Source organism: Formosa undariae (assembly GCF_042427615.1).
Lineage (GTDB): Bacteria > Bacteroidota > Bacteroidia > Flavobacteriales > Flavobacteriaceae > Formosa > Formosa undariae.
This window is the reverse complement of sequence record NZ_JBHMEZ010000001.1, coordinates 240,139-252,631: the sequence shown is the minus strand read 5'-3', so window position 1 is coordinate 252,631 and position 12,493 is coordinate 240,139. Positions and strand designations below refer to the sequence as shown.

Genomic DNA, 12,493 nt, shown 5'->3' with positions numbered 1-12,493 from the left:
AATCTAAAACAATTAAATATTGTGAAATAGACTCAATACAAATTGATTTTTACTCCAGGTGGAGGTGCTTTGTCTAAGGAATCCAAATGTGCTTTTTAAATGTGGCGATATAATATAACCTATTCCAAAATACGCACGATTTCTATCGAAAAGATCTACTTGTATATCGTTACCAATATCTTTCTGTCCGTTAATAAATATTTCATCGTATACCGTAACATACCATGTTTTAGGAATTAATAATCTATTGTTTATAGGTACATCTATACTTAAAGCATATCTAAATCGGGTTCTAAAATCTTGGTTTTGGACTATACGTTGCTCAAATCTAAAACGATGCGCTAGGTAAAAACGGCTACCAATCTTTTGCGGGATTCTAGCTTCTTGGTAAATTCTGTTCTCATGGTTTTGAATTTCGCTCGAGTCGTAATAACCAGATTGGATATAGGCATATCCAGCTGTAAGTTTAAGTCTGCTGTTTTTGGGTGTGTAATGCACACCTCCTCTTAAAAGCAACTGTTCTAAATCGCCCGAAACATTCCAATTTCTATGTTGTATATCTCCTTGAAACCCCCATTGGCTTTCGTTTATTTCGGTATTAAAGGCATACATAAACCAACTACCCATCTTCTTATCGTTAAGTTGAGAGTAGATATTATTAGAAAAAAATATTAGAAAAGCAATTAAAGAAAGTTTAGAAATACTAGGCATTTTAGAATGTCTTTTAGAGTAGTTTTCAAAAATATAAAAAAATATAGAAAGCGTAAAACCTAGACGCATATCGGTTCATAAACTTTCAATTCTAATATTATATAATTAAAGTGTACGCTTTGGTTAATTGTGCTAATTTTTAATGTATTAAAGCCTGTTATATTGGAAAATATGTCGGTTTTTGTACCCTAAAGTTTTTATTCATTATTCTAACGTTATTAGTATAGATTTATATATTTTCGTTAAGAACCATTTCCATGTGCTATGAACAAATTAGTTGTCTCATTTATTTGTTTTTTAATGACTTGTGCTGTTTTTGCACAAGATAAATCGGCTGTAGATAATTCTAAAATCAAGGAGTCTATTTCTAATTATAAAAAAGATATTCGAGGTCCTTACCGAGACATTCGTTGGTTTTGTGACGATGGTACTTTAAACATGCCAAAAGAACCTTGCGAAGATGGAGGTGTGCAACATGCGAGGTACAAAGAGGAGGTTATTACTTTAGGAGAAAAGTCTCACATTTATTTGGGTCAGATTTTAGCATCTACCAATAAGGATGATTTTTGGGATCAAGATCATAATCATTCGCGTTTAAAGCAATATATGGTGGAAAACTATTTAAAATCTGTAGATAATGGTTGGATACATAGACGTGCTCAGTTTTATCGTGGTGCGATTCAAGTCGAGGACGAACAAGCTTGGGGAAAAGCATTTTTTATAGGGTTACTTAAAAATGATGAAGTCATTACTAAAGACTTTTATTTAATTAGACAAGCGGTAAAAGATATTCCGCATTCTGAAGATGACAATGTCGCTCAGCTTATGCGCAGTCAGTCTAAAGTTTTAGCCGAAGAATATGAGCCTTTTATGAATCTTAGAATCAAAATTCATGGACAACCAGAACCTTCGGACATAGAACGTGTAAAACAATTTAAAAGTGACCAGGGCGGTAAATTAACGCCAAAACTTAATACACAATTGGATGATTTGGTACAAACCATGAACGACTATTTTAAACCCGTTCAAATCGAAAGTTTGTCTATGTATTTAAAGGATATTTCCAATGGAGATTTAAAAAATAAATTAACTGATTTTATTGCAGATTATAAAAGTGCAACCATAGCATCAAAGATAGAAAGCACTGCGGAAACCATGTGGATTATTCGGGAACATCTTTTGGAAGAACAAACGGCTGAAGGGCGATTGGCTTTATTTGATTTGTCTCTTCAATTAGAGTTGTTAATCACAACACAGATTGGGGGATTTCCAGAAACAAATTTACAAGATTTAATTCGTAAAATAGGTTATTTAAGTACTGCTTCAGCAGCTTCGGGCTACACAGAAATATGGGAGTGGAAAGAAATTAAAACGCAGTTTTCAGACATAAAAGATTCTAGCTTATCTATAGAAAGATTGAATTTAATTTTAGAAGCAGCACGTAAACAATTGGAGTGGGGGACAGGAAAAAATAGTGCAATTTTTGGAGATGTCGTTTTACTTTATGAAGGTTTCGAGCCGTTGGTTCATGGTTTTATGGATGATAGAATTCGTGGTTCTGTCGCCTTACCGTTAGGAAATAGTATAGGGAAGTTAGGGACGTTTATTTCGTCGGAATCTTCATTAAGTAATCGTGTTTTAAACTTAGAGAATCAAAGTCATATTCATGGTCTAAATCCAGGTTATGCTAAAGGGAAATTAATAGTTGTTGATGGTTCTGGAGAAGGCATGGAGGTCGACCCAAATAATATTTATGTTTTCGAAAGACCACCATCGGATTTAAAACCTATAGCCGGAATTTTAACCGTTTCCGAAGGGAATTTAGTATCCCATGTGCAGTTGCTGGCTCGTAATTTAGGGATTCCAAATGCAGCGATTTCATCGGATAATATTAGAGAGTTTAAAACATATTCTGGCGAAGTTGTTTTCTATGCGGTTTCTAATAAAGGTACCGTAATTATGAAACGCGAAACTGAAATGACTTCTGAAGAAAAGCAGTTGTTTTCTAAAGCAGAACAGTCGCACGATATGATTACTGTTCCTGTGGAAAAAATTAAACTAGATCGAACTACCATTTTAACTTTAAATGAAGTCAATGCAGAGTCTTCAGGTATTTATTGTGGTCCGAAAGCCGCTAATTTAGGCGAACTCAAAGAAAATTTCCCAGATCATGTGGTGGATGGTTTTGTAATTCCTTTCGGCATATTTTTAAATCATATGAAACAAAATATTCCCAATCAAGATACAACGTATTGGGATTATCTAAATAGTATTTTTAAAGATGCGCGCCAGATGACAGCAGATGGGAAACCAGATAAAGACGTTGAGCAGTTTCAATTAACAGCATTAAATAAACTCCGAAATTTAATTATTGAAATGCCTCTCTTAGATGATTTTGTTACAGATTTGGAAAATTGTTTTCAAACTGTTTTAGGTACCGATTTAGGAGAAACTCCAGTCTTTTTAAGAAGTGATACCAATATGGAAGATTTAAAGAGTTTTACAGGTGCTGGTTTAAATTTAACCTTATTTAATGTATTAGAGCGTAACAAAATTATTGAAGGTATAAAAACCGTTTGGGCATCGCCTTATACAGAGCGTAGTTTTAAATGGCGCCAAAAATATTTAACAAATCCTGAAAATGTATATCCTTCAATATTAGTCATTCCAGGAGTGAATAATGATTTTTCTGGTGTTATGATTACAAAAGGTGTGTCTACAGGGAAAACAGATGAAATTACTGTCGCTTTTAGTCGTGGTGTGGGCGGCGCTGTAGACGGACAAGCGGCAGAAACATGGACGATTAAAAATAATGGAGATCATCGTTTAATTTCACCATCGCGAGAACCTTCATATTTATCGTTGCCAAGTACAGGAGGAACGGAACGCCATATTACTACTTTCGAAAAACAAATTGTGAGTACAGCACATTTAAAAGCGGTAAATAATTTTAGTAAAGAATTAATTAATAAAATGTCTAAAAAAGATATTCAAGGGCCCTACGATGTCGAACTTGGATTTAAAGATGATAAACTCTGGCTGTTTCAAGTCCGTCCGTTTGTCGAAAATAAAAAAGCTAAAAGCTCCACTTATTTAGAGTCGATTACACCTAAAGTGGACTTAAATAAAAAAATATCCATTAACGCTCCTTTATAATTATGAAAAAACTACTTCTACTTATTGTTATTTTAGGATGTTTTGGTTTTACGGCCAATCATTTCTACCCGATCGATGGTTATACCTTAACAGGGATTAAACGTTTGGCCTACTTAGAGCGTGTAAAAAATGGAGAAATTAAAAGCGATCGGATTCCGCCAGGAGCATTTAAAGATATAAATTCAATAGAATTAAATTTAGTCGATAGAAAGTCTGAATTAGTTAATCTTCCTGAAGAAGATAAAGAACTGCAAGACCGTGTAGAAAAACTGTTTAGAGGATTAGATAAAAACTATTCTATGACGGTTTTAGATATGACGAAAGGTCAACCTTTACGATACGCACAACATCGCGAATCTGTAGGATATCAGCCAGGAAGTGTGGGGAAGCTAGTCGTATTAGCAGCATTTTTTAAACAACTGTGTGAAATTTTACCAGGAAGTAGTTTTGAGGAGCGCCAACAGTTACTGAAAAATAAAATTATTACTGCAGGAAAATGGGCGTTATACGATCATCATACGGTGCCTATTTACAATTTAGAAACTCAGAAATTGGTAAAACGTACAGTGCTTGCTACAGATACATTTAGTCTTTACGAGTGGTTGGACCATATGGTTTCTGTTAGTAATAATGGTGCTGCCAGTGTAGTTTGGAGAGAAGCAGTATTAATGCATGTGTTTCAAGATAAGTATCCGAAATTAACTTTCGAAGAAAGTGAAGCCTACTTTAAAAATACACCGAAAAATGAATTATCTCAATTGGCTGTAGATTTAGTAAATGCGCCTTTAAGAGAACTTGGAATTACCGAAGACGAATGGCGTTTAGGTAAGTTTTTTACAAATGGAGCAGGAGATTATATACCAGGAAGTGGTGGAAGTATTGGTACGCCTATCGGACTTATAAAATTTGTAATGGCACTCGAAAAAGGAGAGATTGTAGATGAAAAATCGAGTTTAGAGATGAAACGTCTGTTGTACATGACAGATAGACGAATCCGTTATGCGGGCTCCAAATCGTTAGATAGTTCTGCAGTTTATTTTAAATCTGGTAGTTTTTATAAATGTGACAAAGACAAAGGCAAATGTGGCAATTATATGGGTAATGTTTATAACTATATGAATTCTGTGGCTATAGTCGAAAAACCAAATGGTAAGCGCTACGCCGTGTGTTTAATGAGTAATGTTTTGCAGAAAAATTCAGCTTACGATCATTTAATATTGGCTTCTAAAATTGATGCCATAATGGAAAGTGAAGACGAATATTAAGGCAACTGTTTTAACACATCTAGAGTTTGCTGTGCTTGATTTCTAATACTTTTACTCGTGTCGTTTAATACCATTTGTACTAGCGGAATAAATGTTTTTTTGTTTGTTTTTTCTATTAAATACAGGACTGCATGTTTAATTTTTATGTCGTGGCGTTGTAATAAGATCTTGTAGCATTCCGATTCAGAATACACCTTTAGGTTTAGTTTTTTAATAATATCATAAGAGATGTCATTGTTAATAAAAGCAGATTCGGCTATAGGAATCAATTCGCGTTTTAGATGGTAATCCAGAATATTATCTAAAAATTCTATGGCATTGATACGTTGTTCTTCTTCACCATTAATAATAATATCTAGGATGGGATCGATTTCATTCGGTGGATATTTAATGCCTAAAAATTTAAATATACGGCGCAATTGGCGGTCCAATCGCTGTTCTAAAATATGCATCAAGCCATTTCTAGCTTCATCTTCAGCCTGCGTGTTTACGTGATTAATACGCTCTTTAAAATTAATTATGATTTGCGAATGAATAGACGATAAGGTGGTTTGATAAACTTGACATTCGTCTAAAATTTTATCGACTATAAAAGCATCCTTAACTTTTAAGGTTGGATAATTCCATTTTAAACGTTTTAAACTATCTATAGCTTCTATAGTTACAGAATGTTCTGTGGTGTCAATTAATTTTAGCAGGGCATTAATTGCTTTTTGAGATGCAAACGATTCAATAACTGTAGGGATCACAAACATGTCATCTAAATCGTAATATTCTTTCAGCGTTTTATCTATCAATTCATCAATTATATGTTCGTCGTAACTATGAAGCGCTTTAATCGCCTGTGTTCTTGTTTCTTTTTTAGAAAGCCAGGAAACGATAGCATCTAAAAAGAGATTAGACTTTGTTTTAGCTGCATTTTTAATGGCAACGTTTACAATACTCAGATTGGTGTTTTGAAGTTGATTTCCAATCATATAATAAAAAGCCTTTGCATGAATATTCCCAATAGCATCAAGAATTATTTTAATTTTTACGGTCTTATATTCCGTGTCCGATGATATACTCCATTCGTCAATAGCGATTTGTAACCATCTATTAAAGTTGAAGCGTTCTTGTAAAATCGGGTTGTTATTCAATTCTAAAGATAAACCGATTAATGTTGCATTCTTTATGGATTCATCTGTACTATTTAGGTAGGATTCGAAGAGATTTAGGGTGTCTTTTTTACGTTTATGAATTAAATATTGAAATGCATTTGTGGTTAATTCCTGATCTGGATTGTAAATAAAAGGTTCAATTTGATCGGAAAGATCTTCAGTTTTTAAGTAGTATAAGTTTTCAATAGCTAACGATTTAACTTTTACAGACTCGTGTTTTAATAATGCTTTTGTTGCCAAAAATAAGCGTTCGTCCGGCGATTCTAAAGTCCTTTGAAGCATATGTAAAATCTGATTTTCAGAACCATGTTCAAACACATCTTTTATACTACTTATAATAGACGTTACAGGAAGTACTATTTTTTTAGGCTTAGACTTATCAATATCTTTACTGCCAGAGGTGTCCAATAAATTTTTAAAAGCATTTATGTAAGACAAGCGTAACTTAAAGATTAAAAAGATCCATACTATAATGAGTAAGATGGTGATTATACTTACATAAATCGAATGAATATTAAGTCCGTTTATAAAAAAGATAAGAATAATTCCAGCTAATCCGGTAGCTATACTATCTACTACAACATCGATAAATGTTTTAGTTTTCTTTTTTAAATCGATAGGAATGGGAATAGATAATAATTCTGTAGCCGATTTATTTACTGATTGTTTTAAACTACCATCAATAATTTTTATGAATACAATGACACCTAATTCTGGGACAAATAATAATAGCATAGAACCCAATAAAATTCCAGTAGGGAGCCATAATAAGGATTTGCCGACTCCAAAAGTGCCAACAATACGCTTGGTTAAAAACAATTGAATAAGAAGGGAAACGACACTTAATGTTGAAAACCAAAATCCAAAGAACGATGTTAAATCTTCGGGGTTTACAATTAATTCTGAAGCAAAATGACTGTATTGATAATCTACTAATTTTGCAACCATTACACTAACCCCAATAACAAGCGCCATTAAACTTAATAATTTAGATTGTCTAATAAGTTTTAGGGGTGATTCGCCTTTATAAACAGGTTTCTGTTTTAGAGGAACAAATTCGGGTTTGCTCACATTTTTTTTCCAGATATACCGTGTTATCGGTAAGCAGAAAAACAGTAAAAAAGCGGCGACAAATAGTAGGTTTTCCGAATCTATAAATCGCGTTAGCAGAGAGGTTAAATAACCTCCAAAAATACCACCGGCTATTGCTCCTGCACCAATAAACCCAAAGACCCGCTTAGCTTCACGAATGTTATAGACGAGGTTGGCTAGAATCCAAAACTGAGATGTTGTTAGTAGTCCGTATATGGCAACCCAGATATAAGGGATGTATAATAAATAACCCAGATCTACATTTATATTTAAGGTTATTCCGAAGATTATAAGTGACGCTAAACATCCTAAAATAGTCAGCTCTATAACCTTGTTTAGAGGGAAACGCTCCAAAAATCTATCGTAAAAATATGAGCCAATTACAGCAGAAATGGCCGTTAGTATATAAGCTAACGGTAGAGCGTTGGCTGTAAGAGTTGAAAGGAAGAGTGAATTTATTGTGGGTTTAACTACTAAAAGAGTAGTTATTAGCAAAAATATATTGAGTTGCAGAAGTAAGGTTTTCTGTAACTCATCTTCATTTAAGTCGAATACTTTAAGAAGATAGGTTTTAACTCGTTTTAATAACCGCATTAGGTTTTATATTTATAGCTTTTTCAATTGGGGTTATCAAATTACGAATAATTTGCTCTCCATTCTGATTTTCTATTAGAGCTACTAATATATATTTTCTTTCTGCATCCCATACTAATATAGAGTCGGCATGCCAATTTTTCCATGATCCAGATTTTCTAAATAACCGCGCATCAGGAGCTATTTTTTCCAATGTATTTACAAATTTATGATGTAGTTCAGGGTGCTCCATCATATCTAACATATGCTTAGAACGTTTTGGATTTACAAGTTTTCCATGTAGCATTAAGTAGTAAAAGCGACAAACTTGTTCTGCTGTTGCAGCATGACTTAAATTCTTTAAAGGCTCTCTATTAGTAGCTCCAGAAGCTGCATAACGCTTGCCAACCCATAATCCGCCACCGTTATCTTTATCGTATAAATGGTATCTTTCTGAAGTTAAAACGTCTTCAATTTTTTGAAACCCAACACGATCAATCATTCTTGTGGTTGCTTGATTGTTCGATTTGCTAATCATTAATCGCATATCGCTTTTAACCTCGGGAGTATCTTTTAATTCGCCTTGCTCAATCGCATCTTCAGCGGCTAGTAATACGGCAATTTTAGGTAAACTCGCTGCGTACATCATTTCATTCCCGTTGAGGTTTGCAAACCTTGGGAATTCAGGATTACTTAAGTCGATAACCCCAATAGCCATCTTTTTATCTTTAATAAGTTGTTTCCAGCTCGTGTTTTTATAAATCTCTTTTTGTAATACAGAAGTAAATTCGTTATCGTTATATAGATCTAAAGGTCTAAAATCTTCTGCAGGAGCAGTAAATGGCAAGTGTGCATAATTATCGTCTGCGTTGATATTTATAGCTGTATTGAATTCTAATTTTGAAGCTAAATGATTCGGGTTTGTTTTATACTTTGCTAAAGTTTTAGTGCCTAAAACGGAAGATGTAATAATTATTAAACCTACAAGAATATATTTATATTTCAGCAGTGACTGTTTTGCGTTTTCTTTTTTCATAAATGTTCTAACTCATTAAACACGAGTGCAATATTAATTTAAAATCAGTTAATAAAAAACAACTTTAACTTAAAGTTATTTTTAGAGTTTATGAAGTTGGCTTCACAAAAATAAGTAATGTCATAGGTAATTAATGTATGAAACGTAGATACTTTTTTTTTGGTATTCAATATTGATATTTTAATAATAATTTTTAAAAGTTTACTAAAGAGTTACCTCCGACGTCGTTTTTTTATTGAATTTATAAATAGAGTAAGCTTGGTTTTCGGAGTGGTAACTCTTCTTAAAAAAGCCATCTAGAGTTATGTTTAAATAGGCTTATATTACTTTAATTCGAGTGTCATGCTTTTAATAGGTGCGAAAGGTCGAATAATCTTCATTTAGTGCTAAATTTAGCGATACATCAACCAAAATAATTCCCTATGGCTTTTTTACTATCTGCATTTAGAACTAATAATATACTATTCCCAATTATTGTTTTTAGCATCGATCTTCCAATCGTACTACGCTCTACTTAACGTATGAACCTCTGTATTCGGATACTAGGTCTCCGATTATGTTTTTTTCGCAATAAATCGTTTCATTTACTCTGAAAATAATAAATATGGGTGATTCATCGAATAGGTTGCTTTTAGTAATCTAGGTGTGTGGTATTTATGTTAAATTTGTTATAAATTTGCTGTGTAACTAATTCATATCGTTATGATTAGTGCAGGATTTTTATTGCCTTTATGAAAAACATTTTCCTTCCTCCGCTTAAAAGCATTTACATTGAATAATTACACCTTTATATAACTTAAATAATAAACCCTAAAAACATTTACTTATGAAAACTCTAAAATATACAGTATTAGCACTTTTATTATTCGGATCGTTAACTGCATGTGTTAATGAAGAAATGGACGACGATATGTTACTTTCTCCAGATCACGTAGAAGCAAAAATGAAAGCACCAGCACCATTACCAACCGGAGGCGCGATAGACGAACTATAATCACCTAAAATAAATTTAAAATAATAGCAACCCCAAAAATATATACTTATGAAAACCTTAAAAATTACAGTATTAGCACTTTTATTATTCGGATCGTTAACTGCATGTGTAAACGAAGAAATGGACGACGATATGCTACTTTCTCCAGATCACGTCGAAGCAAAAATGAAAGCACCAGCACCATTACCAACCGGAGGCGCAATCGACGAACTATAATCACCTAAAATAAATTTAAAATAATAGCAACCCCAAAAACATTTACTTATGAAAACTCTAAAATATACAGTATTAGCTCTTTTATTATTCGGATCACTAACCGCATGTGTCAATGAAGAAATGGACGACGATATGCTAGTTGCACCAGACACTATCGAAGCAAGCACATCTGATACCGGAGGCGCAATCGACGAACTATAATCACCTAAAATAAATTTAAAATAATAACAACCCTAAAAACATCACCTTATGAAAACTCTAAAATATACAGTATTAGCACTTTTATTATTCGGATCGTTAACTGCATGTGTTAATGAAGAAATGGACGACGATATGTTACTTTCTCCAGACACTATTGAAGCAAGTACATCTGATACCGGAGGTGCAATCGACGAACTATAATCACTTGAAATAAATTTAAAATAATAACAACCCTAAAAACATCACCTTATGAAAACTCTAAAAATTACAGTATTAGCTCTTTTATTATTCGGATCGTTAACTGCATGTGTAAACGAAGAACTAGACGACGATATGTTACTTTCTCCAGATCACGTCGAAGCAAAAATGAAAGCACCAGCACCATTACCAACCGGAGGCGCAATCGACGAACTATAATAGATTAATAGAATTAAAATAATAACAACCCTAAAAACATCACCTTATGAAAATCTTAAAAATTACAGTATTAGCACTTTTATTATTCGGATCGTTAACCGCATGTGTAAACGAAGAAATGGACGACGATATGCTACTTTCTCCAGATCACGTAGAAGCAAAAATGAAAGCACCAGCACCATTACCAACTGGAGGCGCAATCGACGAATTATAATAGATTAATAGAATTAAAATAATAACAACCCTAAAAACATCACCTTATGAAAATCTTAAAAATTACAGTATTAGCCCTTTTATTATTCGGATCGTTAACTGCATGTGTTAATGAAGAACTAGACGACGATATGCTACTTTCTCCAGATCACGTAGAAGCAAAAATGAAAGCACCAGCACCATTACCAACTGGAGGCGCAATCGACGAATTATAATAGATTAATAGAATTAAAATAATAACAACCCTAAAAACATCACCTTATGAAAACTCTAAAATATACAGTATTAGCACTTTTATTATTCGGATCACTAACTGCATGTGTAAACGAAGAAATGGACGACGATATGCTACTTTCTCCAGATCACGTAGAAGCAAAAATGAAAGCACCAGCACCATTACCAACCGGAGGCGCAATCGACGAATTATAATAGATTAATAGAATTAAAATAATAACAACCCTAAAAACATCACCTTATGAAAACTCTAAAATATACAGTATTAGCACTTTTATTATTCGGATCACTAACCGCATGTGTCAATGAAGAAATGGACGATGATATGCTAGTTGCACCAGACACTATTGAAGCAAGTACATCTGATACTGGAGGCGCAATCGACGAACTATAATAGATTAATAGAATTAAAATAATAACAACCCTAAAAACATCACCTTATGAAAATCTTAAAAATTACAGTATTAGCACTTTTATTATTCGGATCGTTAACTGCATGTGTCAATGAAGAACTAGACGACGATATGTTAGTTGCACCAGACACTATTGAAGCAAGCACATCTGATACCGGAGGCGCGATAGACGAACTATAATCACCTAAAATAAATTTAAAATAATAACAACCCTAAAAACATCACCTTATGAAAACTCTAAAATATACAGTATTAGCACTTTTATTATTCGGATCGTTAACCGCATGTGTTAATGAAGAACTAGACGATGATATGTTAGTTGCACCAGATACTATCGAAGCAAGCACATCTGATACCGGAGGCGCAATCGACGAATTATAATAGATTAAACAGAATTAAAATAATAACAACCCTAAAAACATCACCTTATGAAAACTCTAAAATATACAGTATTAGCCCTTTTATTATTCGGATCGTTAACCGCATGTGTTAATGAAGAACTAGACGATGATATGTTAGTTGCACCAGATACTATCGAAGCAAGCACATCTGATACTGGAGGCGCAATCGACGAACTATAATCACCTAAAATAAATTTAAAATAATAGCAACCCCAAAAATATATACTTATGAAAACCTTAAAAATTACAGTATTAGCACTTTTATTATTCGGATCGTTAACTGCATGTGTAAACGAAGAAATGGACGACGATATGTTACTTTCTCCAGATCACGTAGAAGCAAAAATGAAAGCACCAGCACCAGTACCAACCGGAGGCGCGATAGACGAACTATAACAGATTAAACAGAAT

Annotated in this window: 18 protein-coding genes; 15 read left to right on the top strand and 3 right to left on the bottom strand. The window is 33.4% G+C overall.

The genetic code is table 11. The annotated features are described in order from the left end of the window. Positions 1-12 precede the first annotated feature (12 nt). On the bottom strand, positions 13-627 hold the full coding sequence (locus ACFFVB_RS01120) for a DUF2490 domain-containing protein (protein WP_382380300.1): 615 nt from the start codon (positions 625-627) through the stop codon (positions 13-15). Positions 628-975: 348 nt separating this feature from the next. Between ACFFVB_RS01120 and ACFFVB_RS01115 the strand changes: the two genes are divergently transcribed. Both ACFFVB_RS01115 and ACFFVB_RS01110 read left to right on the top strand, forming a co-directional pair. Then, on the top strand, positions 976-3,867 hold the full coding sequence (locus tag ACFFVB_RS01115) for a PEP/pyruvate-binding domain-containing protein (protein ID WP_382380298.1): 2,892 nt from the start codon (positions 976-978) through the stop codon (positions 3,865-3,867). A gap of 2 nt (positions 3,868-3,869) precedes the next feature. Then, on the top strand, positions 3,870-5,132 hold the full coding sequence (locus tag ACFFVB_RS01110; protein WP_382380296.1) for a serine hydrolase: 1,263 nt from the start codon (positions 3,870-3,872) through the stop codon (positions 5,130-5,132). Here ACFFVB_RS01110 and ACFFVB_RS01105 read toward each other — a convergent pair. Together ACFFVB_RS01105 and ACFFVB_RS01100 are read right to left on the bottom strand one after the other, a co-directional pair. Beyond that, positions 5,129-7,978, bottom strand: a complete 2,850-nt coding sequence (locus ACFFVB_RS01105; RefSeq protein ID WP_382380294.1) for an NTP/NDP exchange transporter — start codon at positions 7,976-7,978, stop codon at positions 5,129-5,131. The two genes, ACFFVB_RS01110 and ACFFVB_RS01105, sit on opposite strands and share 4 nt — an antisense overlap. Continuing rightward, positions 7,956-8,993: a serine hydrolase gene (locus ACFFVB_RS01100; RefSeq protein ID WP_382380292.1), complete on the bottom strand. Its 1,038-nt coding sequence runs from the start codon at positions 8,991-8,993 to the stop codon at positions 7,956-7,958. Before ACFFVB_RS01100 ends, ACFFVB_RS01105 begins: the two co-directional genes overlap by 23 nt. Positions 8,994-9,819: 826 nt before the next feature. Between ACFFVB_RS01100 and ACFFVB_RS01095 the strand changes: the two genes are divergently transcribed. From ACFFVB_RS01095 to ACFFVB_RS01035, 13 genes are read left to right on the top strand one after another with little or no spacing between them, the layout of a single operon-like run. Further along, a complete protein-coding gene (locus ACFFVB_RS01095) occupies positions 9,820-9,987 on the top strand; it encodes a hypothetical protein (protein WP_382380280.1) in 168 nt (55 codons plus the stop codon). 48 nt (positions 9,988-10,035) lie between these two features. Beyond that, complete coding sequence (locus ACFFVB_RS01090; protein ID WP_382380290.1) at positions 10,036-10,203, top strand: hypothetical protein; 168 nt, start codon at positions 10,036-10,038, stop codon at positions 10,201-10,203. A 48-nt stretch (positions 10,204-10,251) separates the two neighbouring features. Further along, the gene (locus ACFFVB_RS01085) at positions 10,252-10,404 is read left to right on the top strand and encodes a hypothetical protein (RefSeq protein WP_382380270.1); all 153 of its coding nucleotides are present in this window, start codon (positions 10,252-10,254) and stop codon (positions 10,402-10,404) included. Positions 10,405-10,452: 48 nt separating this feature from the next. Continuing rightward, positions 10,453-10,605 (top strand): hypothetical protein, encoded by a 153-nt coding sequence (locus ACFFVB_RS01080; RefSeq protein WP_382380288.1) that lies wholly within the window; start codon positions 10,453-10,455, stop codon positions 10,603-10,605. Positions 10,606-10,653: 48 nt separating this feature from the next. Further along, positions 10,654-10,821, top strand: coding sequence for a hypothetical protein (locus ACFFVB_RS01075; protein ID WP_382380286.1), 168 nt, complete (start codon positions 10,654-10,656; stop codon positions 10,819-10,821). A gap of 46 nt (positions 10,822-10,867) precedes the next feature. Continuing rightward, positions 10,868-11,035: a hypothetical protein gene (locus ACFFVB_RS01070; RefSeq protein ID WP_382380284.1), complete on the top strand. Its 168-nt coding sequence runs from the start codon at positions 10,868-10,870 to the stop codon at positions 11,033-11,035. 46 nt (positions 11,036-11,081) lie between these two features. After that, a complete protein-coding gene (locus ACFFVB_RS01065; RefSeq protein ID WP_382380282.1) occupies positions 11,082-11,249 on the top strand; it encodes a hypothetical protein in 168 nt (55 codons plus the stop codon). A gap of 46 nt (positions 11,250-11,295) precedes the next feature. Continuing rightward, on the top strand, positions 11,296-11,463 hold the full coding sequence (locus tag ACFFVB_RS01060; protein ID WP_382380280.1) for a hypothetical protein: 168 nt from the start codon (positions 11,296-11,298) through the stop codon (positions 11,461-11,463). Positions 11,464-11,509: 46 nt separating this feature from the next. Further along, on the top strand, positions 11,510-11,662 hold the full coding sequence (locus tag ACFFVB_RS01055) for a hypothetical protein (protein WP_382380270.1): 153 nt from the start codon (positions 11,510-11,512) through the stop codon (positions 11,660-11,662). A 46-nt stretch (positions 11,663-11,708) separates the two neighbouring features. Next, positions 11,709-11,861 carry a hypothetical protein gene (locus ACFFVB_RS01050; RefSeq protein WP_382380278.1) on the top strand — a complete coding sequence of 51 codons (153 nt, stop codon included), beginning with the start codon at positions 11,709-11,711 and terminating at the stop codon, positions 11,859-11,861. A gap of 48 nt (positions 11,862-11,909) precedes the next feature. Beyond that, positions 11,910-12,062, top strand: coding sequence for a hypothetical protein (locus tag ACFFVB_RS01045; protein ID WP_382380276.1), 153 nt, complete (start codon positions 11,910-11,912; stop codon positions 12,060-12,062). Positions 12,063-12,109: 47 nt separating this feature from the next. Next, entirely contained in the window at positions 12,110-12,262 is a 153-nt protein-coding gene (locus ACFFVB_RS01040; RefSeq protein ID WP_382380276.1) for a hypothetical protein, read from the top strand. A gap of 48 nt (positions 12,263-12,310) precedes the next feature. Beyond that, complete coding sequence (locus ACFFVB_RS01035) at positions 12,311-12,478, top strand: hypothetical protein (protein WP_382380274.1); 168 nt, start codon at positions 12,311-12,313, stop codon at positions 12,476-12,478. Positions 12,479-12,493: the final 15 nt, after the last annotated feature.

Coding starts and splice junctions, on each gene's coding strand:
- ACFFVB_RS01120 (WP_382380300.1), bottom strand. CDS start 627: ATGGGTAGTTGGTTTATGTATGCCTTTAATACCGAAATAAACGAAAGC.
- ACFFVB_RS01115 (WP_382380298.1), top strand. CDS start 976: ATGAACAAATTAGTTGTCTCATTTATTTGTTTTTTAATGACTTGTGCT.
- ACFFVB_RS01110 (WP_382380296.1), top strand. CDS start 3,870: ATGAAAAAACTACTTCTACTTATTGTTATTTTAGGATGTTTTGGTTTT.
- ACFFVB_RS01105 (WP_382380294.1), bottom strand. CDS start 7,978: ATGCGGTTATTAAAACGAGTTAAAACCTATCTTCTTAAAGTATTCGAC.
- ACFFVB_RS01100 (WP_382380292.1), bottom strand. CDS start 8,993: ATGAAAAAAGAAAACGCAAAACAGTCACTGCTGAAATATAAATATATT.
- ACFFVB_RS01095 (WP_382380280.1), top strand. CDS start 9,820: ATGAAAACTCTAAAATATACAGTATTAGCACTTTTATTATTCGGATCG.
- ACFFVB_RS01090 (WP_382380290.1), top strand. CDS start 10,036: ATGAAAACCTTAAAAATTACAGTATTAGCACTTTTATTATTCGGATCG.
- ACFFVB_RS01085 (WP_382380270.1), top strand. CDS start 10,252: ATGAAAACTCTAAAATATACAGTATTAGCTCTTTTATTATTCGGATCA.
- ACFFVB_RS01080 (WP_382380288.1), top strand. CDS start 10,453: ATGAAAACTCTAAAATATACAGTATTAGCACTTTTATTATTCGGATCG.
- ACFFVB_RS01075 (WP_382380286.1), top strand. CDS start 10,654: ATGAAAACTCTAAAAATTACAGTATTAGCTCTTTTATTATTCGGATCG.
- ACFFVB_RS01070 (WP_382380284.1), top strand. CDS start 10,868: ATGAAAATCTTAAAAATTACAGTATTAGCACTTTTATTATTCGGATCG.
- ACFFVB_RS01065 (WP_382380282.1), top strand. CDS start 11,082: ATGAAAATCTTAAAAATTACAGTATTAGCCCTTTTATTATTCGGATCG.
- ACFFVB_RS01060 (WP_382380280.1), top strand. CDS start 11,296: ATGAAAACTCTAAAATATACAGTATTAGCACTTTTATTATTCGGATCA.
- ACFFVB_RS01055 (WP_382380270.1), top strand. CDS start 11,510: ATGAAAACTCTAAAATATACAGTATTAGCACTTTTATTATTCGGATCA.
- ACFFVB_RS01050 (WP_382380278.1), top strand. CDS start 11,709: ATGAAAATCTTAAAAATTACAGTATTAGCACTTTTATTATTCGGATCG.
- ACFFVB_RS01045 (WP_382380276.1), top strand. CDS start 11,910: ATGAAAACTCTAAAATATACAGTATTAGCACTTTTATTATTCGGATCG.
- ACFFVB_RS01040 (WP_382380276.1), top strand. CDS start 12,110: ATGAAAACTCTAAAATATACAGTATTAGCCCTTTTATTATTCGGATCG.
- ACFFVB_RS01035 (WP_382380274.1), top strand. CDS start 12,311: ATGAAAACCTTAAAAATTACAGTATTAGCACTTTTATTATTCGGATCG.